The sequence below is a fragment of the Flavobacterium sp. AG291 genome, assembly GCF_003350375.1.
In the GTDB taxonomy this organism is placed as follows: domain Bacteria; phylum Bacteroidota; class Bacteroidia; order Flavobacteriales; family Flavobacteriaceae; genus Flavobacterium; species Flavobacterium suzhouense.
Genome location: NZ_QQAR01000007.1, coordinates 113476 through 133563, shown reverse-complemented (window position 1 = coordinate 133563; position 20088 = coordinate 113476). Strand labels below are relative to the sequence as shown.

Sequence of the window (20088 nt, the reverse complement as noted above, 5' to 3'; positions counted from 1 at the left end):
AGCCCCTTTTTTACGTATATTTTGTTTATTACTCATTCAGATATGTTTCACGCTCCCAAATCCTGTGTTGACCTAATAGCTTGGTAAATTGATCCGTAAAAGCTTTTATACTTCCCTTGTTAATCAATACTCCAGGCATTTCAGTACTTTTAGGTAGTTCCTGCCCAGGAGCAATTATTGTTTTTTTGATAAGGTTCTCCATTCCATTGTCGAAACCGATAACCTTACAATGCCTGTAAGCGTTATTGATAAATTCAATTACATTATTGTTTTGCAGCAATGTCACATTGTTTTTTGAATCGGGAATGTACACCGCATCAAACACTACGGAAGAAGAAGAGAAAAAAGCAAAATCAGCCTTGATTTCCTTTCCTGTATCTGTTTTTACACTACCTGGGGTAGGAGCTACGATTTTTGCAGCCGCACCTTTTGCTTCAAGTGATTTTTTCAGGGCAGTAAGGGATTTTTCGCTTACCCCGTCCCCGCACAAAAAGGCAACCTGCCTGGTCTCAATGGTTTCGGTAACCGTAGGATTTTTAATCATGCTCAGGGAATTGCTGGGCTCATAACCTTTACCAATACGTTTTGGCTCATTTTTTTTTTGATCAGCATCTGCACCAACACCTTTATTCATGGGTTTCTCCGGTGCGCCCGGAACAGCGAGTCCCAATCCTTCAGCTACTTTTTTTGCCAGTGTCTTATCTACCTGGCTTAAAAGGCCCAAGATACGTTCACGTATAGCAACCGTTTCCACTTTACTCAGCTCAAAACGTAATGCATTGATAATATGGTTTTGTTCAACAGGCGTCTGGCTGTTAAAGAACAGGCTGGCCTGGCTGAAATGATCGGAAAAACTTTCACTTCGCTCACGTACCTTATGCGCCTCCATACGCTCATAGTAACTGACGAAACCGCCTTCAGACTCTTTTGCCTGTATCGGGTAATTATCGTTCAAGGAATTAGGGCTATAATGTGTTTGGCCAACGTTGATCTCCTGGCGCATGTGCCCGTCGCGCTGGTTGTTGTGCATAGGGGCAACAGGCCGGTTTATGGGAATCTCATGGAAGTTAGGGCTCCCCAGTCTTGAGAGCTGGGTATCAGTATAGGAAAACAGTCTGCCCTGCAATAACGGGTCGTTGGTAAAATCGATTCCCGGTACTACATGCCCGGGATGGAATGCGACCTGTTCGGTCTCGGCGAAGAAGTTATCGGGGTTGCGGTTCAGCACCAGTTTTCCTATTGGTGTCACCGGCACCAATTCTTCAGGGATTAGTTTGGTTGGATCAAGAAGGTCAAAATCAAATTTATGTTCGTCCTCTTCCGGAACAAGCTGCACACCAAATTCCCATTCCGGGAAATTGCCCATTGCGATGTTATCATAGAGATCACGCCTGTGGAAATCAGGATCATTACCTGATATTTTTAACGCCTCGTCCCACACTACTGCATGGGTACCGAGTTTGGGTTTGAGGTGGAATTTGACAAAAGTAGATTTGCCCTGGTCGTTTACAAAACGAAACGTATGGATACCGAAGCCTTCCATCATCCTTAAACTGCGCGGTATGGCTCGGTCGCTCATAGCCCACATGACCATATGCATCGTTTCAGGCATAAGCGATATGAAATCCCAAAACGTATCATGAGCCGACGCCGCCTGAGGAATCTCGTTATGTGGTTCGGGTTTTACGGCATGTATAAGGTCGGGGAATTTCATAGCATCCTGAATAAAGAATACGGGAATATTATTTCCTACCATATCAAAATTGCCTTCCTGAGTATAGAATTTTATGGCAAACCCACGCACATCGCGGGCCATGTCAGTTGATCCCCTGAATCCCGCTACCGTAGAGAAACGGACAAAAACAGGTGTTTTCACACTGGTGTCATTTAGGAAGGCAGCTTTGGTATATTCGCCAACATTACCATATGCCTCAAAATAACCATGGGCACCGGAGCCACGGGCGTGAACGATACGCTCAGGGATACGTTCGTGGTCAAAATGGGTGATTTTTTCACGCATTATGAAATCTTCCAACAACGAAGGGCCACGCTCTCCCGCTTTTAAACTGTTATGGTCATTGTTTATTCGGACACCCTGATCCGTGGTAATGTACTGCCCCTTGTTATATTCCCTGTTGCGTTCCAGATCCTGGGATTTCAGATCTTCTTTTTCACTGTTTTTGCCTGGTTTGGTATTGTCTTTTTTCATAACTGGTTATTTAGTAAGGTGTAAAATTTTGATTCTTTAGTGATTGCAAGAAGCTTTTCTGCTGCCGTGTGGTTGTTTTGCTGTACTGCCAGTTCAAGCGCATTAAGGCCGCGTGTATCAGTCAAATAGGGGTTCGCCCCGTGGGCTAGCAAGAGATCGGCCATGGCGTTGCGCCCAAACATGACAGCAAACATTAACGCTGTCCCGCCACCTGCATGCTGCGCATCAATATTGGCCCCATAGCTCAGGAGCAGTTCTGCCACATCAGGGTAGCCTTTGAAGCTGGCACCCATCAGGGCTGTGTTGCCACCATTGTCAGTGGCATCAGGATTGGCTCCGGCATCAAGCAGCAGGGCTACCGCCTCGGGCTGATTATTATAAGCGGCAATGATAAGGGGGGTAAAACCTCGGTCATCTTGTATATTCAGGTCCGTTTTATGGGTGAATATCTCCTGGAGCACCGGCAGGTTTCCCTGCCTTGCTGCTGCAAAAAGAGCTTGTGCAATTGTATCCATGGTGTAATTTTTTAAAGGTAATCCAAGTTACAAAAGGCTGATTTATAGTATGCTTAATATTATGCTTAAGTTATCCTAAATCTTTCTTAAGTGGTTTACGACGGTCGGCTTTCGAAAATCGCTTTTGCAGAAACTTGAGGGCTGCAGCGACGGCTTTCACAAATTTTGCGGATAACTCATATCAGTATGACAAGATATTTGCTTGGTGATTTTACAAAGGAATATGATAATCAACGTCAGGTAATTCGACGCATCGATTGCGCCTGGGGACCGCTTTAGGTGGGCCGGAAAACCCAAACCAAAGATTGGTCTGCCATAGTAATGCGCCGGATAGTAGTGATGGCGAACCGCAGCATCGAATTTGTCGTTACCATATTTGAAACCGGCAAGCTCTGCTATGGATACTACAAATGAGATTTGAACACAAGAAAAATTTTTATGTGAAACTTAGGAGTCCATATTGCAGACGTTCGTGCAACCAAATTCTCGATACTAACATTCGAATTCTAAATTGATTTTACCATTTGCAATATTATCAGTAAATCCTTTCTTATGTATTTTATATTTGCTTTATTAAACTCAAGCCATTATGAGAAAAACATTGTATTTTTTAATATTCTTTTTCCCTTTTATGTGTTGCTTCTCCCAAACATTCGATTGGGTAAAGACACCGGAGATTGACATGAATCTTACTCTTGGTTATACAGGTTATTGCACGGCCACTGATACCCAAAATAACGTTTATTTAGTGGGGCTCAAAGAAAACCCCATGCCACAGACTGAGCAGCTTGGCACTTTAATGTATATAAAATATGCCACTACAGGACAAATGCTTTTCAGTAAAGCAATAACCGGTGATGCCGGCATTTACAATATGGCTACCGATACGCAAAATAACCTGATCATGCTGATAGGCTATCATGATGGTATTACTATAGGCAATACAACTATAACAGCACCTTTGGAAGAGATTGCGGATATGCGCTTTATCGTTGCTAAATTTGACAGCAATGGAAATTTGTCATGGTACCGTAAGCTAAATACCACCGAGGAATACAACTGGGTAATGGATGCACGCGGTATTGCGATTGATGCACAAGATAACATCTTTGCAGGCTACGACAATTATAATAATAGTTTTATCACGAAATATTCAGCTGATGGCGCAGCACAGTTTACGATCACTCAGACAGGTGCCGCAAGGCTTACATCAGTTAGTGTAGATAATGAGGGAAACATCTATGCTGCCGGAGCCTGCGCGGATGCTACCACCGATTTTAACGGAACCCAGGCTGAGGTGATAAACGATTATAACACATATATCGTGAAGTATTCCTTTAATGGCATCTATCAGTGGCATAAGAGCGTACAGGACATTACGTGCTCAACCCCGGTTGTAATAGCACGTACCCCAAACGAAGTATATTTTAGCTCCTATCTCTATGGCGCGTATGCATTTGACGCAATCATGACCGAAGGGGGGCTTGGAGTGGGCGAAGATTTTTTCCTTGCAAAACTAAATGCTTCCGGCAGCTACCAATGGGTACGTGAAGTACCTGGTGAAGGACAGGCAATTCCTGGCAATCGTAATTTTTTATCACTGGATCACCAAGGTAATATTTACTTTGCCGGGCAGGGCAGTGGAAGCACACACTGGAACAACACTATAGTAACAACATCTGAACAATGGGGAGCAAAGAATGTTATGGTTCTAAAATACAGCCCCGAAGGAAATATTCTTGCAGCTGTAACTGCCGGAGGATCGGGATTTATTAATCATGCTGATGCCATTAGTGTAGATAGCAATGGAGAGGTATTCATAAGTGGCATATGCGACGGTACAGTGAGCTTTGGCGAGCTAGTGAATGAGGCGCCAACGTACAGCAAATATCCTTTTTTGGCAAAAATAGGTATAGATACTTTGGGCGCCTCAAGTGCAAGTAAAACAGCTGTTACATTATATCCTAACCCAGCTTCGGATAGTGTCTATATAGGTGGGCTGCAGGAAATCATAAAAGGTACAATAACAAACACACTGGGTCAGAAAATCATCGATTTTGAAGCCGTTCCCGATGGGTCGATCGATGTAGCAGCCTTAGCAAAAGGTACTTATTTTATACGTGCAGGGAACAGCTTTACCGCAAAATTGGTAAAAAATTAGTTTTTGATTTCTTACAGCCGGATGTTGGTTTTAATGGTTTAAAAATGAGTTGCCAGTCTTTTAATCAAATGGGCTGGCAAATAGTTACAGCCTCAAACCATTTGGTATTAGCGAAAAACGCTTCACTACCAAAGCGATTGAAGTTTATAGCATGGCTGGATTTTCAAATGCTTCCAAGATTCGCAGGCAATGGACTATCCGGAGTCTGCCAGCAAAGCGGCATTACATTCAGAGCAATATGCACAACTATTTAGCAAACACTTAACTCTTCTTCTTAATTCCTGATCCTACAAGGTTGCCATACTGTAGCATTTCTAGCTTTATATCCCCGTTATCTGAGGTGGTAAATTTCAAAATGCCGTTCGTGCCCCCTTGTCGTATCGCTGCAAATTCATTCCTGTTAAAAGGAAAGAACCTCATATCCCATTTTATATCCTTCGTGTTATAAATCAGGTGGTTATCTTTATAGGTGATAATATGTTCATTTCCCTTCTCATCAACATATGTTCCTGCAAATGGTATCATTGATGCCTCACTCATCGGTATCTTCTTTTCATATTCTACCGTAAGGGTGTTGCCGTCCAGGATTTCGAATATGTTATTGGTTGCGGTTACACCCATTTTGAAATTCTCAAGTACAATAATCGTCCTGTCCTTAAGCTTGTCATGATAGATTAGTGTCGTATAGCCATCCCAGCTACCAGTGTGCCCAAAAGCCATCTTATTTTCTGCTTTTCTCACATCGAAGCCGAAGCCGTATGGTATTTGCTTTCCCTTGGTTGTCTGGGTTACGCGGGTCATTTCATCGAATTCTTCTTGACTAAACAGCGTATTATTTCTTAAGGCTATTATCCATTTATAGATATCCCCAATATTGGAATTCACCTTGGCGGCTCCTTCAACCCCGTCAAGATAATAGGCCATCTGGTCATTGTATTCAGGACTTTCCATAGTAACCTTTTTAAAGGAGCCGGGAGCCCAGACATACCCGATGGCGTAATTAGCGACTTTTGCCGGGTTTTTACGCCTGTTATACACGAACGTATTATTCATTTTTAAAGGCCTGAAAATCTTCTCGGCGAGATAATCGCCATATTTTTTACCGGAGACCCTTTCGATTATCGAAGCGAGCAGAACGTAATTTGTATTGCTGTACCTGTGTATGGATTTTGGTTCAAAATCCAGTGTGTCCTTCTTTGAAGCGTAATATTCGATGACATCTTCGTTTGAGGCTATTGCTGAGCGATCCCAATCTTTACTCATGCCGGATAAAAAATCGGGTATGCCGCTGGTATGCCTCAGCAAATCGTAAAGGGTAACATTTTCCCAAAAGCTAAGCTCGGGAATATGCTTTGACAGCTTATCGGCGTAGTCCAGTTTGCCTTCCCTTTTAAGCAATACTATAGCAGCACCGGTAAATTGCTTGGAGCAGGAAGCCAGTTCAAATATTGTTTTTTCATCTATTGTTTTTTTCGTTGCCTCATCGGAAAATCCGTAACCTTTTTGAAAAATTACCGTTCCTTTTTCAGCAATGAGTATTTCACCATTAAACTGATTTTGCGCATGTAGCATAGTGAAGAGGCTGTCGAGCTTTACAGATTGGCTGGATTGGCAATAGCTGTTAACGGAAAAAAAGATAAATACGGTTACTACGTTTAAGAATTTCATAATTATTATTGATTGATTGATGATTGTAGTCAAATCTAAAACTATTTTTGTAGTTATACAACTATTTTTATAGTTTGTGAATAATGATGAGGTAATCTCGTTATGAAATAGCCCTATTTCCTCGCCGTGATTTTGTTATTAGCAAAAAGGATGCGGGGGCAGGGGACAGGTACAGGATTTTTTACAAATGGGAGCGATTGCTGGGAACTTCTAACCATAATGTAAATACTGTATAGACAAAGGAGGTTAGCCTCTCAATTCCGGAAGGAATCAGGCTATAAAGTGATGCATAAAACTTTGCCAGATTATTGGATACGCTCCCTTTTTATGCAGCCCCTTTCACTTAAATTAGAACGTCTCTAAATTATAGGGTTGTGTGATTTTTTTAAAACCGTAGGAGGAAAACTCTCGTAAATGATTTACAACCTAAGCATTATAGCCAATATGAAAATCAAAAAAATCCTTTTTATCCTCCTCGGGATAGTGACACTACTCCTTGCCATTCTGATCTTCCATATTATAACAGCAAAGCCTGCTTCTTACGATAACCCTAATTTGCAGATTAGCAGGATTGAGTTTGAGTCTGATATCGACTCCCTGCAGGCAAAACAAATCTGTTCCGATTTAAGAACTATCAAAGGCCTTACCTCAGATTCCATTATTGTGAAAAGAAATGTCGTAGTGTATTTTCACAACAATAAAGTCACCGATTCGCAGAAAGTTTTTGACGAGCTTATGTCGAGGAGGCACTATCGCGCCAAACGCTATATCCTGCCGCCGGGCATGATAGCCAAAGAGGTTTGTCCTGTAGATCAAAGTAGTGCGGGGTATAAACTGTCCAGAAAAATCAATCAATTTTTTAATTAACCATTCTATACTTTTATTATGAAAATTTACACAAAAATCACTTTAAGCACGTTGCTTATTTCTTCGGTAGCCTTTACCTCATGTAGCAATGACGATAATACCCCGAAAGGCGTTGAACAGGCAACAATCTATGAAAGGCTGGGAGGAACTACCATGGTTGCCGACCCGGATAATGAAGGCCAGATGATCGAGCAGGGGCGCTTGAGCTTCCGTAAGGTGGTCAATTCAACGGTTGGATTAATTGTTGCCGACATTCAGGCGGATACACCAGGAAATCTACAGGCACATTTCGCGCCTCTTTTGGCTGAAACCGGAACGACCCAGGCTACCAATATTGCTAAGCTATCGGATAACCTGACCGATTTCTTTTCATTCAATACCGGGGGAACCAATCCTGTCAATACCTATTCCGGACTTGACATGGCCTCTGCGCATAATCCTGCGGTAAACCCTCGTATGGGCACAAAGGCAAGCGATGCTGACTACACAAAATTTGTAGGTTACGTTGGTGCAGCAGCGAATGCCAACGGGGTGGCGTCCGATACAGAACTTTATACTGATATTGTTGCTGTTTTGGAGTCACTCAGAGCGCCGATAGTTCAAAATTAATTCTTTCTTAGCAGGGCATTTTTCGTCTCTGAGCCACTACTGATGAAAAGAAAAATTGCAGCAGGAATTGCTTAAAAAGAAAGCCGCAGTAAAAAAGAAAATCAATTTAGGCTGACATTTACCCTTGCCCAATGGTAAAACGCGCAGGAGATATGTAATTCACCGATTGTATTTTGGCTTTGGCACTGAAAGACTTAAATGGCAAAACGCGGCCCTTTGATACGTTTTCTTTCCGGGTCTTCAGCTGGCGGCATACAAGATTAATGCACAGTATATTAGAATAAACCGGTCATAAAATATGCATTTTAGGAATTTATATATTTTAAAACCCTATTTTTGGGAATGATAAATTTTTAGTGGGGGCTAAAAAAATTATCGATTCAAAAGGCGGCAATCCAAAGATTGTTGCCTTTTCTTTTATATAGAACTATGCCTGTCGGGACGTGTTTAATTAGCTTTTATAGCAATCTGGTCTGAAAACTTTTTCAGTGTTAAGATTTTTTATATCAATTGTTTATGATGGTAATTGAGCTCTTTAAAAGCCAATGTACGGTTAGGGAAGGCACCGCTTTTTCTGTTTGGACCGGGGCTGCTGAGAGGCAAAAATCGGAACGGAAAAAAAAGTAAAAATAAACTTACGCTATACATTATTTACCTTTTATTCCTTTTCATGTAGGCCCCGGAGTACTACTTTAGTGGCCAAATAAATGCACGCCTTTGGCTGTATCTATCAGCAAAGGGCGCCTCCCCCAGTGCCCTTTGCATATTTTTATGACTTTTTGTTCCTTGCACCTTACCTTAACCCTTAAATTTACTATGAGATAAATCAAGCATTAATAATTGTTCACCGGAAAATTTATCCTTCGTTCAAAGATCCGTAAAATTTTCATGACGTCTAAGTATAAATTTGAATCGCCCCGGCAAGAATTTGTAAATATGGGGAACGACCCTTCAACCCCACACTGGTGCAATTTTTCAATGGATTTTGCCAGGCAGCGTATTCACTGTGTCTGGCGCAATACTGATTTCTTTGGCATGCGCTACCAGTACAACCCTTTTACAGCTGACCTTTTGCAAATAAATTGCAGCGCATCCGGGGAAAGGGTTTCCATTAAAATTGAGGACCACCAGATATTGCTTTTTATTATGTTAGAGGGTAGGGTTTGGGCAGAGTTTACCTCAGCAAATTTAGTTCCTTTTGCAGTCGGCGAATTTGTTGTAGCGGATCGAAATTTGGGACAAATAACAATAAATCTTAGAGATGGCATCAACAGTTTTATGGTAATTACTATCGAAAGGGAGTGGTATAGGGCAGTATATGAAGATTATTTTGCTGCCGGGCTTAGCGAAAACAGCACACCACAGGAAAGGCTAACGGAGATTTTCAAGTGTAGTGCGGGGCATAAGGCTGAAAAGTGGATCAAATCCATTTATCGTTTTTCGCACCTTGGAGTAAACGCTGTTGATGGCAACCTGCGGATGAATATTGCCCTACTTCTGGAGTACTACTTCAAACGTCTTGAAAACCATTCTGAAGGCCTTGCCCATAGCGTTAAGCACTACTTAGATCAGAACTATCGCAACCAGGGGTTGAGTGTCAGGAGTGTTGCTGACCATTTTCACGTTACCGAAAGAACACTAAGGAATCACTTTAAGAAAGAGTTTAACCAGACTGTCCATCGCTATTATACTCAACTTAGAATGCAGGCAGCCAATGAGCTGATCACCGTTAAAGGTTTTCAGGCAAAGGATATCTACGACAAGTTGGGATACAACGATGAAAGTACCTTCAGGTATGCATACACCCGGTATTTAAGAAGAAAATGAAATGCTTTGAAAAATGTGTGCTGTTATATCCCATACATACTCCACATAGTTTCGCACAGAATGAAATACCCAAGAGCCTTACTGCCTCCCTTGTTTTTGTTAAGTATGTTGCCTTTAATATTGGCCGGTGTAGTGCTAAACGGGTCAGAGTCTGCCGCGTTCAATATCAGTTCCATGTACTTGTAAAACTCTTACGAAATGCACGAAGTGTAATCCAGATCTTATCGCAGGGTTTTAAATCTTCATGCAAATAATCAGATTTTATTATATCGCAGTTACTTAATTGTTTATCCTGTTGAGATAATTACTTGGGATATCAAACCATAACTATAAGCTTATAAAAAATTTAATAACTTGATATTTTTGTAAGTTTATAAAAACAAAAAAGCTCAAAATCATTGATTTTGAGCTTTTTAATGTGTGACCTCGACTGGATTCAAACCAGTAACCTTCTGAGCCGTAATCAGATGCGCTATTCAGTTGCGCCACGAGGCCTTTTTTGCTTTTTTTAGATTTAAATATTCGTGATATTTATCATCCTCATTGCGGGTGCAAATATAGGCAATAATGCGTAACTTGCAAGCTTAAATGAATAAAAAAATACAAAAAAATGACGCTTAATCAGTATATACGTGACGTTCAGGATTTTCCGAGAGAGGGAGTAATGTTTAAAGATATAACACCATTGCTAAATAATCCTAAAGCTGTTCGTGAATGTATGGCTTTGCTTCTTAACAATCTTAGAGACCGTAAAATTGATAAAGTGGTAGGAGTAGAGAGCAGAGGTTTCTTTTTTGCAACGCTATTAGCTTACGAGCTTAATGCGGGTTTTATTCCTGTTCGTAAACCTAAGAAATTACCATTTGCGACAATTTCGGCATCATATGAGCTCGAATATGGTACTGATACTCTTGAAGTGCATACTGATGCTATAAAGGCGGGAGACAGGATTCTTATCCATGATGATGTATTGGCAACCGGAGGTACAGCAGCTGCAGTATGCGAACTCGTAGAAAAGCTTGGCGGTGAAATTGTACAGTGTAATTTCCTTATGGAGCTTTCTTTTCTTAACGGTAGAGAAAAGTTAGGTAATAGAGAGGTGTATGCACCTTTAGTGTATTAATCCAAAGCCCGAGTTGTTACAAAGTACTTCCAGGCTATAATTGCCTTTTGTAGTTTTGTTGCTTTGCTAAGATCCAAGTGCTCTTTTGTGTAATTTGGCAGTAGCCACTTATTAAGTTTGGCAAGTATCCTGAACATAATATTGGTTTTATTGTAACTCAAATATAAGAAAAGGCTGCCTTATATGGGCAGCCTTTAAGATTATATTAAATTACACATTTAATGATTTAGAAATATAGTAGTCTAATGAATATTTTCCCGATCCTAAAAAGATAATTGTAAGTAATGATATTGTATACATATAAGGGATATCTTTTATTGTATTGACATCATTAGCGTGAACAATAAAGTAACCTGTTGCTGTTACCATCATAGCAGGAAAGGCTGCCGCTCTTGTAAATAATCCAATAATTATAAAGAATGGCAAATAAACATTAGCCATAATGGCAATAAAATTGTTCATTGTGTCAGGAAAACCAAATGGGTTAGGTATAACTTCTACGGAAGTTACACCAATTCCAATTTTTTTTAGTCCATGAACTACGATAAGTTGTGCTGCAATACCAATTCTGAACAGTAGAATAGCAAAATTATACAAAGGATTTTTCAAATCTGACGATAGCAGTTTTATGAATAGTTTTTTCATGGTTTAGTTTTTTTGGTATCCTCCAAAATAATTTACCGGGCTCCATTCTGGTATTGCTTTTGGCTGAGGGGCTGCATAAGAGCGATACTCATCATTTGCATATACTACTTTACCATTTACAACAGTTAGCTTCGCTTCCATGTTCAGAATAGTATTTTCCGGGACAGAGAAATAATCGTCAGATAATATTGTGAAATCGGCAAGGTAATCTTTCTTAAGTATGCCTCTGTCACTGTCCAGATTGATTAATTGTGCGCTACCCTGAGTGAATAATTTAAGCGCAGTAGTTCTGTCCAGTATATTTTCTTCATTCATATATTTTAATCCACCAAGTGTTTTGCCTGTTGTAAGCCAGTAAAGTCCTACCCATGGGTTATAGCTCGCTACACGAGTACCGTCTGTACCCATACCCACTTTAATTCCCATTTCCATCATTTTTTTTAATGGTACAGTATTGGCAGCCGCTTGCTTGCCATATCTTTTGATGAACGCTTCTCCCTGATATGCCATGCGGTGTTGTATTGCTATACCTCCGTTTAAGGCTTTTATTCTTTGAAGGTTTTCAGTAGAAACAGTTTCGGCATGATCGAAGAACCACAAAAGCCCATTTAGAGGAGTTTCTTTATTTATATCTTCAATTACATTAAGAAAGCGGCTTATACTTTCGTTGTATGTTGCATGAATTCTGAAAGGCCATCTGTTTTTTATCAATAAAGAAAGTACTGCCTTAAGCTGACCTTCCATAGCCGGGCTCAGTTCAGGTCTCGGCTTATCGAAATTCTCAAAGTCGCCCGCGCTCATTACAAGGTTTTCACCGCCTCCCTGTACGTGATATTCCATTTTTGGCATTTTTCCAAATTTTTTAACTCCATCTGAAGGTTCATCACATCCATCTCCAATTTCAACAGAACTTATCCATTTGGTGTAGTCAGCTAATTCATTTCCTGCTTTCTGAGCAAAAAGATAGTAGGGCATACGTACGGTTAATGCATTTTCTTCGCATAGTTTGCCGGTAATGCCATAATCGTCAGGATAATTTTGAAATCCTCCACCGGCATCCATAATGGCAGTCACACCCAATCTGTTCATTTCACTCATAAACTGTTTGGTTGAGTTTATCTTTTCTTCGGTAGTTAATTCCGGTAATTTTGATAAAGTAGAGTAAAGGATAAAAGCATTAGGTTCAGCGACAAGCATACCTGTTGGATTACCGTAGATGTCTTTCTCTATTAAGCCTGCATTTGGATTAGGAGTAGTTGCATCTATTTTTAAAGCTGCTATCCCGGCTTTGTTCAGATAAGCATGTCCGTAAAGATGTAATATGAATGTAGGAACATTCCCTGTAGCTTCGTTAATTTCATCTAATGTAGGAAGCCTTTTTTCCTCAAACTGATATGCATTCCAGCCACCAACTACGCGAACCCACTGGCCTTGTGGTGTTCTTTGGGCCTGCTCTCTTAGCATTGCCAGTGCTCTTTTTAAGGAACGTACGCCATCCCAGCGAAGTTCTGTATTATAAAAGCGGCCACCTCGTATAATGTGCATATGCGAGTCAAAAAGTCCCGGGATAATTGTAGCTCCTTTGGCGTCTATAACAGTAGTAGTCTTTGTTTTGAGCTTAAGCAAATCGTTACTGCTTCCTGTCTTAATGATTTTTCCGTTGCTAACGGCAATTGCTTCAGTAATCGCATTATTGCTGTCCAGCGTATGTATTTTGGCATTGAATACAATCAGATCAGCCTTTTGGGCATAACCATTAATGACAATTAATAGAAAAAGGATTGGTAAATATTTAGTAATAGTTTTCATGATGGGTATAGATTGGATTAATTTGGAAAGATAAAAGAGAGCTGTGCCGAGGGGCACAGCCCAACTTTAACCAAGCAAAACCTAAATTTATAATTAGTGTTTTAGCATATCGTGAGCGTATTGAACGCCTACACCGTAAGCACCACCATATTGTTTAACAAGATTTGTAACTGCTACATAAGTTTCCTGACGAGCCCAGTCGCGTTGCAGTTCAAGTAAATATTGTAATGAAGTCATTGGGTGAGCACCTGCCTGTACCATTCTTGTAACGGCCATTTCGTGAGCTTCTTTAGAAACATCGGCGCTTGCGTCTGTTATTACATAAACGTCATACCCCTCTTCGATAGCTGATAATACCGGCCCAACGATACATACACTTGTCCATAATCCGGCAAAGACTAATTTCTTTTTGTTTTTGCCTACAATGGCTTTGTGTGCATTTACATCTTCCCAGGTATTCATGGTAGTACGATCAATATAACCTGATGTTGCTTTTGGATAGAATTCCTCAATCTCTCTGAATACCGGTCCGCTAAACGATTTTTCGGCAACTGTAGTTACTACGGTAGCTACCTTAAAAATTTTAGACGCTCCTGCCACAAGTGCAGTATTATTACGTAATTGATCTATTGGTGTACTGCCTACAGCAAATGCCATTTGGCTTTCATGGTCTACAAGTACTAAAGCGTGGTTAGTAGGACTTAATAATGCAGCTCCGGGTTTTTGAGCAAAACCGGTTAATGTTGTTAGAGCTAATGCTAAGGTTAAAACTAAATTTTTCATGATGTTTTAAGAATTAGTGATTAAAATGATTATCGATTTTTTTAAATTATTTTGTTGTTACAATCTTACAGGACAAAATTGCGATATCCCTAAATCCTGCACATTGAACTAAGACAAGAAAACTATCCGGACGTTTTCTGTTCCTGAAACCATATATTTCAAAATCGAAGCCTTTATTTTAAAATATTGATTTTCAGTATTTTTGTAATAAGTATAGTGGTTTTTATTTACGATATAGCGTAATTTGTTCAGGCTCCACGAAATAGAATAACCGATTATTGGATAATAGATATAGAAAAAGGGAACCTTATGGTTCCCTTTATTGAATCTTTTTATGTTTTAGATATTATTTAGTTAAGTGATGTCTTTTTTTAATTCCAAGTCTTTCCATTTTAGAATTAAGTGTTGTGGGAGGTAAATCTAATAATGCCGCTGCACCATTAGGACCCGATATCTTTCCTTTAGTAAATTTGAGTATCGTTAGTATATATTCTTTTTCAAATTCATACCATGGCTTTATGTCCGATCCGGTTGCAATTTGCTTGCTGTTACTAACCTGAATTTCTTTTATGGTTTTATCGGGAGCTAAAAGGAAAGCTCTTTCCATAGCATGTTCCAGTTCACGAACATTGCCGGGCCAATGATATATTTTTATAGTATTTAGTGCTTTTACGGCAATATTTTTTATTGCTTTTTTATTCTTTAGTGCATAACGCTGAACAAAGAATTTGGCCAGATCAGGAATATCATCAGTGCGTTCTCTTAAGGCAGGGACTTCAATAGGAAATACATTTAGCCTGTAAAACAGGTCAGCTCTGAAGTTTCCTTTATTTACTTCTTCCTGTAAATCTCTGTTTGTAGCCGCTATTATACGGGTATCTACATTAATATGACCGTTGCTGCCTATGCGTTGTATCTCTTTCTCCTGTAGGGCACGTAATAATTTCACCTGAAGCTCTAATGGCATTTCGCCTACTTCATCCAAGAACAATGTTCCTTTATGTGCCTGTTCGAACTTGCCTTTCTTTTGGGATATGGCTCCGGTAAAGCTGCCTTTTTCGTGGCCAAACAATTCACTTTCCAAAAGATTTTTAGGTATGGCAGCACAGTTTACTTTGATAAGATGCTTTTTTGATCTTTCTGAGTTTTCATGTATAGCTTTAGCAACAAGCTCTTTACCTGTTCCGCTTTCACCTAATATAAGAACACCACTATCGGTATTGCTAACCAGTTTGATTAAGCTCCTTACTTTTTGCATGGGTTCGCTATTTCCAATAATCCCTAAATCTCCGGGGGGTTCCGATACATTTTGAGCATCTTCTTCAATTACCGAATTGGAAGGTATAATGTTTTCAAGAAGTAATATATTGGTAAGCGTTATGCCTAGTTGAGGTGACAGTGACTTTAAAACACGAAATGTATTTCTTTCGGGAGTATAATTCTTTCCAAAGCCAATAAAAGCAACCGATTTGAATCGTTTTGTAATTATTGATAATGCTATTATACTTTGTGTTTGCCCTTCATAAGTATCTTTAAGAAAGGAGGGAAGTCCGGTTATTTTTGCAAATTCAGTTTTTGTCATAAAAACAGGTTCGGCTGAGCTTAAAACCTCATTGAAAATGCCGGAACTATCTTTAAACGCTGCAGATGATAATTTCGAATATTCTGAAGGGAGTATATGATATTGAAGATAAAAATCCTTAGACTTTTCATCTTCAATACAAATACTAAAATGATTGAACCCAAAAGCGTTTTTTAGGTTGTTAATGATCACATCATGAAACTCTTTCCTGGTGCTTACAGATGCCAGGATCTCACTCATGGAAATAGTCAAAGATTGTTCCTGTTCTCTTTGCTGTATACGTGCGATTATTTCATTGTGGCTCATAGTGACCTGGCTTCTGATTATAGTATGCTAAAGTATAAATTTACCGTTATTCCTGTTTTAGCCATATATCGGCATATTCTTCAGGATGCCTTTTAAATTGAGCATGAACATAAGGACAAAGCGCAATTACCTTTAAATTATTATTTCGGCTGTAGCTTACCATTTCCTGCAAAAGCAGTTTTGCATATCCTTTCCCTTCAGCTGAGCTGTCAATTTCAGTATGATATACTGTTAATTTATCATCACGAAGGCTTATCACCATTTCTCCAATTTTGGTATTGTCTTCATACAGATTGAAGGCTCCGTGTTTTTTTTCATCTATTTCTAATTTTATCTCGGTCATGATAAGTGTTTTTTATGTTAATAATGTTCCTGCTGTATACCTAATTTTTTCATTTTAGAATATAGGGTGGTAGGAGGTATCTTAAGTATTTCGGCAGCTCCACCCGGACCAAATACTTTACCGCCACAGGCTTGTAATGTCTGCATTATATGGTTACGTTCCATATCTTCCAGCGATTGCAATACTCCGGTTTCAGAAGGAAGTATGTTTATTGCCGTATTGGAAGGCAGGTTTATTTCACTTATTTCATCTCCAAACGCTAAAAGAGTGCTACGCTCTATTAAATGCTCAAGTTCACGTATGTTCCCTGGCCAGTTATACTGTGCCATCTGTTCAAGTACACCGGGAGTAAAAGCTTTAATATTCCTGTTAGCAGCGGTATTAAATCTTTGCAGGAAATGCATGGCAAGTTGGGGTATATCCTCTTTTCTTTCGCGAAGCGGTGGTAATTCGACAGGAAAAACATTTAGCCTGTAGTACAAATCCAGTCTGAATCGTCCTTCGGCTACTTCACGCTCCAGGCTACGATTGGTTGCAGCAACAATACGAACGTCAATTTTTATGGTCTGTTCACCACCAATGCGTTCAATCTCTTTTTCCTGTAATACACGCAGTAATTTAACCTGAGCATCCAAAGGAAGTTCGCCTATCTCATCTAAAAATAAAGTACCTCCATCTGCCTGTTCAAACTTTCCTATTTTACGGGAGTTAGCACCTGTAAATGCGCCTTTTTCATATCCAAAAAGTTCTGATTCTACAAGCGATAATGGTAAAGCAGCACAGTTTACCACTACTATGGGTTTATTTTTTCTGTCCGAATGCTCATGAATCGCATGGGCAACCCTTTCTTTTCCGGTACCGCTTTCACCCGTAATAAGTACAGAAGTTTCTGTAGGGGCAACTATGTTTACACGATTAAGTATTTCTTTAAGTGACTGACTGTTACCTATAATACCATTAAAGGCTGATGTTTGCCTGTTTGTATCAATCAAAGGAGCACTTACCTGATGTTCCAGTGCATATCTGTATCGGGCAATGTCCAACATTACCAACAGGTCTTTTTCCCTGAAGGGTTTTACCATAAAACCATAAGGTTGTGTCTTTTTTACAGCTTCAAGGGTAGACTGATTGGTATTTGCCGATATGAAAAGAAATGGGGTTTTTGATCCATTTAACTCTTTTGCCAGATCTATGCCGGTTTCACTTCCTTTAAGTATAATATCGAGAAGTACCCAGTCAGGTTTTTTAGCAGCAATCATAGTTCTGGCCTGAGCAGCCGAAGAGGCAATACCTACCACATTGTAACCGCCTTTTTTCAATATCATTTTAAGGTCGTTGGCTACAATGAATTCGTCTTCAACTATCAGTATTTTTTCTTTATTTTCCATCATCATTTAGGCTATAAAGTAGCCTCTCTTTTTATAAAGTTAATTGTTATTATTACACCTTTATCAGATTTTATGCTAAATGTGCCGTCTAACTGTTCGGCAAGACCCATCATAAGATTCATTCCTAACGAATCGCTTTCGTTCGATTCAAAATTTTCGGGAAGTCCAATGCCATTATCTTCAATCCTCAAGAGGTAATGCTCATCCTTTTCTTCAAAAAGTATATTGATTATTCCTTTGTGCTCGGGGAATGCATATTTAATGGCATTACTTATCGCTTCGTTCAAAATAAGTCCCAGCGGTACTGCCTGTGCAACATCCAGTTCTATTTCTGATAATTTAAGCTTGAATTTAATTTTATCGTCATCATCAAAACTGTCTTTTAGGTATTCTGCCAGTTCTTTTATATACCATGACATGTTGATACTGGAAAGATTATCTGTCTGATATAATTTTTGATGGATCAGTGACATGGCATGCATCCTGTGCTGGCTATTTTGTATAGCTTCCAGAGCATCATCATTATCCAGATAGGCAGATTGTGTATTTAGAAGGCTTATAACAATCTGAAGGTTGTTTTTTACTCTATGATGAATTTCCTTTACAAGCCATTCTTTCTCATCTACAAGGCGCTGTAACTTTCTGTTCTGTGTGTTTATCTCTTCCTGCTTTGCTTCGAGTATTGCGTTTGTTTTACGTTTCATGCAATATCTGCTATATAATAATCCTAAGATTATGCATAGTACTATCAGGCTTCCTATAAATATATAGCGTATTACTTTCTCAGTTTTGATTTTTACTTCCTGAAGCTCATTTTTATGCGTGAGCAGCTTAATATTTTCGTCTTTTTTTTCAGTTTCATATTTAAGTTGTAAATCAGCATATTGTTTAGAACTGTTTATGTTGAAGATGGAATCATTAAGCTTTTTGAAATTTTTAAGGTGCTGGATGGCGTCTTTAAAGTTTCCGTTGGCCGAGTCAACTTCAAAGTGAGTTCTTTCTAACTGTGAACGATTATACAAATCATCATTTACAACTGATAGTTTTTTCAGCTCATCAATGTAGGTATATGCTTTTTGTGCCTGACCTGTTTTAAGCAGGTAGTGTATCATTGCATAATACATTTTTTCAACTGCCAGATGATTATTGTTTTGCTGTTCGCTGCATTTCAGCAATTGCTCAAAATACGGCTTGGCTTTTTCATATTTTTTTAGTTCACAATATAGCAGTATGTAAAGGGAAGGGTATTCAATATTACAATAGTCGTTGGGAGAATATTTAGCACCATTATTTAATATTTCAAGGGCTTCATTGTATTTGCCCCTGCTATATAATCCCCTAACGGTATTAATGGTTATAGAAGTCACCCCTTCAACATCTTTATTTTCTTTAGCGAGGGTAATTGCCTTTTTATAATATTCAACTGATTTATCGTGATATTTTAATTCAGAATATATAGTGCCTATAAGATTGATTAAAACAGTTTGCCATTGTTTATCACTGGCCTTATCTATTATTTTTTCTGCAGCCAGAGCATAAGATAACGCAGTATTATATTTGCCTTGTATCCTCAGGTTTAAGGCAAGCATTGTATATTCTGAAAAGAAGTTATTCTCTTTAATGCTCTTTTTAATCTTTATAGCTTGTGAGGCATACTTTATAGATGTTGCAGGCTGATAGGCCGAATTATATATGATTGAAAGATTTGTAAAGGTTTCGGCTTCTTCTTTAAATGACCCTAATTCCTGGTATAGCGAAGCTGCCTTTAAAAGATCTCCGGTATTTCTTTCAAGATTACTGCCATCATAATCTAATCCTATAGAAGTATAGGCATCAGCCATATCTTTTTTTAGATCTTGAGCAATAGCATAATCAAGTGCCTTTTGTTTTAGCTTTCCTGCCAGTGTGGCATTGCCTCTTTCCTTTGCAATCTTTCCATCCAGAAGCATGCTTTGTGCAATATTGCTTTTAAGGTTAAGTTGTTTACTGATTTTAAGTGATTGCCTATTGAGCAAAGCTGCGCTGTCAAGATCTTTTTTGTAGTTTCCCGGTCTGTCCAGGCAGTAGTTTGCAGTCCAAAGAAGATTTTCAGCTTTTTTGGTTTCATCTTTTTCAAAGTGCAGTCGGGATATAGTTTTTGAAAACTTAACTTTATCTTCAGTTGATTGCGCATGAATGCTAACTGCCGTAAAAAAGACAATTAACAATATTATTTTATGTAAGCGCCTAAAAATCATTTTACTTTTACTATGA

15 protein-coding genes and 1 tRNA gene are annotated in these 20088 nt (G+C 39.2%); 5 read left to right on the top strand and 11 right to left on the bottom strand.

Annotation, left to right across the window (positions count from 1 at the left end; genetic code table 11):
* Positions 1-28: 28 nt before the first annotated feature.
* Positions 29-2209, bottom strand: a complete 2181-nt coding sequence (locus DEU42_RS09380; RefSeq protein WP_114758034.1) for a catalase — start codon at positions 2207-2209, stop codon at positions 29-31.
* Complete coding sequence (locus DEU42_RS09375; RefSeq protein WP_114758033.1) at positions 2206-2724, bottom strand: ankyrin repeat domain-containing protein; 519 nt, start codon at positions 2722-2724, stop codon at positions 2206-2208. Before DEU42_RS09375 ends, DEU42_RS09380 begins: the two co-directional genes overlap by 4 nt.
* Before the next feature lie 589 nt (positions 2725-3313).
* On the opposite strand from DEU42_RS09375, the gene DEU42_RS09370 reads away from it, so the two are divergent.
* A complete protein-coding gene (locus DEU42_RS09370) occupies positions 3314-4885 on the top strand; it encodes a T9SS type A sorting domain-containing protein (RefSeq protein ID WP_114758032.1) in 1572 nt (523 codons plus the stop codon).
* Positions 4886-5146: 261 nt separating this feature from the next.
* Here DEU42_RS09370 and DEU42_RS09360 read toward each other — a convergent pair whose 3' ends face one another.
* Positions 5147-6553 (bottom strand): serine hydrolase domain-containing protein, encoded by a 1407-nt coding sequence (locus DEU42_RS09360; RefSeq protein WP_114758030.1) that lies wholly within the window; start codon positions 6551-6553, stop codon positions 5147-5149.
* A 414-nt stretch (positions 6554-6967) separates the two neighbouring features.
* Between DEU42_RS09360 and DEU42_RS09355 the strand changes: the two genes are divergently transcribed.
* The 3 genes from DEU42_RS09355 (at position 6968) to DEU42_RS09345 (ending at position 9856) form a co-directional block, all read left to right on the top strand.
* Entirely contained in the window at positions 6968-7420 is a 453-nt protein-coding gene (locus DEU42_RS09355) for a hypothetical protein (RefSeq protein ID WP_233506652.1), read from the top strand.
* An 18-nt stretch (positions 7421-7438) separates the two neighbouring features.
* Positions 7439-8029 carry a hypothetical protein gene (locus DEU42_RS09350; protein WP_114758028.1) on the top strand — a complete coding sequence of 197 codons (591 nt, stop codon included), beginning with the start codon at positions 7439-7441 and terminating at the stop codon, positions 8027-8029.
* Positions 8030-8965: 936 nt separating this feature from the next.
* Positions 8966-9856 (top strand): helix-turn-helix transcriptional regulator, encoded by an 891-nt coding sequence (locus DEU42_RS09345; RefSeq protein ID WP_233506651.1) that lies wholly within the window; start codon positions 8966-8968, stop codon positions 9854-9856.
* A 421-nt stretch (positions 9857-10277) separates the two neighbouring features.
* On the opposite strand, the gene DEU42_RS09340 is transcribed toward DEU42_RS09345, so the two are convergent.
* Positions 10278-10351, bottom strand: a tRNA-Arg gene (locus DEU42_RS09340).
* Positions 10352-10466: 115 nt separating this feature from the next.
* Between DEU42_RS09340 and DEU42_RS09335 the strand changes: the two genes are divergently transcribed.
* Complete coding sequence (locus DEU42_RS09335; RefSeq protein WP_114758026.1) at positions 10467-10979, top strand: adenine phosphoribosyltransferase; 513 nt, start codon at positions 10467-10469, stop codon at positions 10977-10979.
* Between the two features lie 210 nt (positions 10980-11189).
* On the opposite strand, the gene DEU42_RS09325 is transcribed toward DEU42_RS09335, so the two are convergent.
* The 7 genes from DEU42_RS09325 to DEU42_RS09295 form a co-directional block, all read right to left on the bottom strand.
* A complete protein-coding gene (locus tag DEU42_RS09325) occupies positions 11190-11624 on the bottom strand; it encodes a DoxX family protein (protein WP_114758024.1) in 435 nt (144 codons plus the stop codon).
* 3 nt (positions 11625-11627) lie between these two features.
* Positions 11628-13433 (bottom strand): amidohydrolase, encoded by a 1806-nt coding sequence (locus DEU42_RS09320; RefSeq protein WP_114758023.1) that lies wholly within the window; start codon positions 13431-13433, stop codon positions 11628-11630.
* A gap of 93 nt (positions 13434-13526) precedes the next feature.
* Positions 13527-14216 carry a hydrolase gene (locus tag DEU42_RS09315; RefSeq protein ID WP_114758022.1) on the bottom strand — a complete coding sequence of 230 codons (690 nt, stop codon included), beginning with the start codon at positions 14214-14216 and terminating at the stop codon, positions 13527-13529.
* A 346-nt stretch (positions 14217-14562) separates the two neighbouring features.
* Positions 14563-16104, bottom strand: a complete 1542-nt coding sequence (locus DEU42_RS09310) for a sigma-54 interaction domain-containing protein (protein WP_114758021.1) — start codon at positions 16102-16104, stop codon at positions 14563-14565.
* A 46-nt stretch (positions 16105-16150) separates the two neighbouring features.
* The gene (locus DEU42_RS09305; RefSeq protein ID WP_114758020.1) at positions 16151-16447 is read right to left on the bottom strand and encodes a GNAT family N-acetyltransferase; all 297 of its coding nucleotides are present in this window, start codon (positions 16445-16447) and stop codon (positions 16151-16153) included.
* A 17-nt stretch (positions 16448-16464) separates the two neighbouring features.
* Positions 16465-17835, bottom strand: coding sequence for a sigma-54-dependent transcriptional regulator (locus DEU42_RS09300; RefSeq protein ID WP_114758086.1), 1371 nt, complete (start codon positions 17833-17835; stop codon positions 16465-16467).
* An 11-nt stretch (positions 17836-17846) separates the two neighbouring features.
* Positions 17847-20042 (bottom strand): histidine kinase dimerization/phosphoacceptor domain -containing protein, encoded by a 2196-nt coding sequence (locus tag DEU42_RS09295; protein WP_158537872.1) that lies wholly within the window; start codon positions 20040-20042, stop codon positions 17847-17849.
* Positions 20043-20088: the final 46 nt, after the last annotated feature.

What these genes read in the sequence shown, in the direction of transcription:
- DEU42_RS09380 (WP_114758034.1), bottom strand. Translation starts at nt 2,209, where the DNA reads ATGAAAAAAGACAATACCAAACCAGGCAAAAACAGTGAAAAAGAAGAT.
- DEU42_RS09375 (WP_114758033.1), bottom strand. Translation starts at nt 2,724, where the DNA reads ATGGATACAATTGCACAAGCTCTTTTTGCAGCAGCAAGGCAGGGAAAC.
- DEU42_RS09370 (WP_114758032.1), top strand. Translation starts at nt 3,314, where the DNA reads ATGAGAAAAACATTGTATTTTTTAATATTCTTTTTCCCTTTTATGTGT.
- DEU42_RS09360 (WP_114758030.1), bottom strand. Translation starts at nt 6,553, where the DNA reads ATGAAATTCTTAAACGTAGTAACCGTATTTATCTTTTTTTCCGTTAAC.
- DEU42_RS09355 (WP_233506652.1), top strand. Translation starts at nt 6,968, where the DNA reads ATGATTTACAACCTAAGCATTATAGCCAATATGAAAATCAAAAAAATC.
- DEU42_RS09350 (WP_114758028.1), top strand. Translation starts at nt 7,439, where the DNA reads ATGAAAATTTACACAAAAATCACTTTAAGCACGTTGCTTATTTCTTCG.
- DEU42_RS09345 (WP_233506651.1), top strand. Translation starts at nt 8,966, where the DNA reads ATGGGGAACGACCCTTCAACCCCACACTGGTGCAATTTTTCAATGGAT.
- DEU42_RS09335 (WP_114758026.1), top strand. Translation starts at nt 10,467, where the DNA reads ATGACGCTTAATCAGTATATACGTGACGTTCAGGATTTTCCGAGAGAG.
- DEU42_RS09325 (WP_114758024.1), bottom strand. Translation starts at nt 11,624, where the DNA reads ATGAAAAAACTATTCATAAAACTGCTATCGTCAGATTTGAAAAATCCT.
- DEU42_RS09320 (WP_114758023.1), bottom strand. Translation starts at nt 13,433, where the DNA reads ATGAAAACTATTACTAAATATTTACCAATCCTTTTTCTATTAATTGTC.
- DEU42_RS09315 (WP_114758022.1), bottom strand. Translation starts at nt 14,216, where the DNA reads ATGAAAAATTTAGTTTTAACCTTAGCATTAGCTCTAACAACATTAACC.
- DEU42_RS09310 (WP_114758021.1), bottom strand. Translation starts at nt 16,104, where the DNA reads ATGAGCCACAATGAAATAATCGCACGTATACAGCAAAGAGAACAGGAA.
- DEU42_RS09305 (WP_114758020.1), bottom strand. Translation starts at nt 16,447, where the DNA reads ATGACCGAGATAAAATTAGAAATAGATGAAAAAAAACACGGAGCCTTC.
- DEU42_RS09300 (WP_114758086.1), bottom strand. Translation starts at nt 17,835, where the DNA reads ATGGAAAATAAAGAAAAAATACTGATAGTTGAAGACGAATTCATTGTA.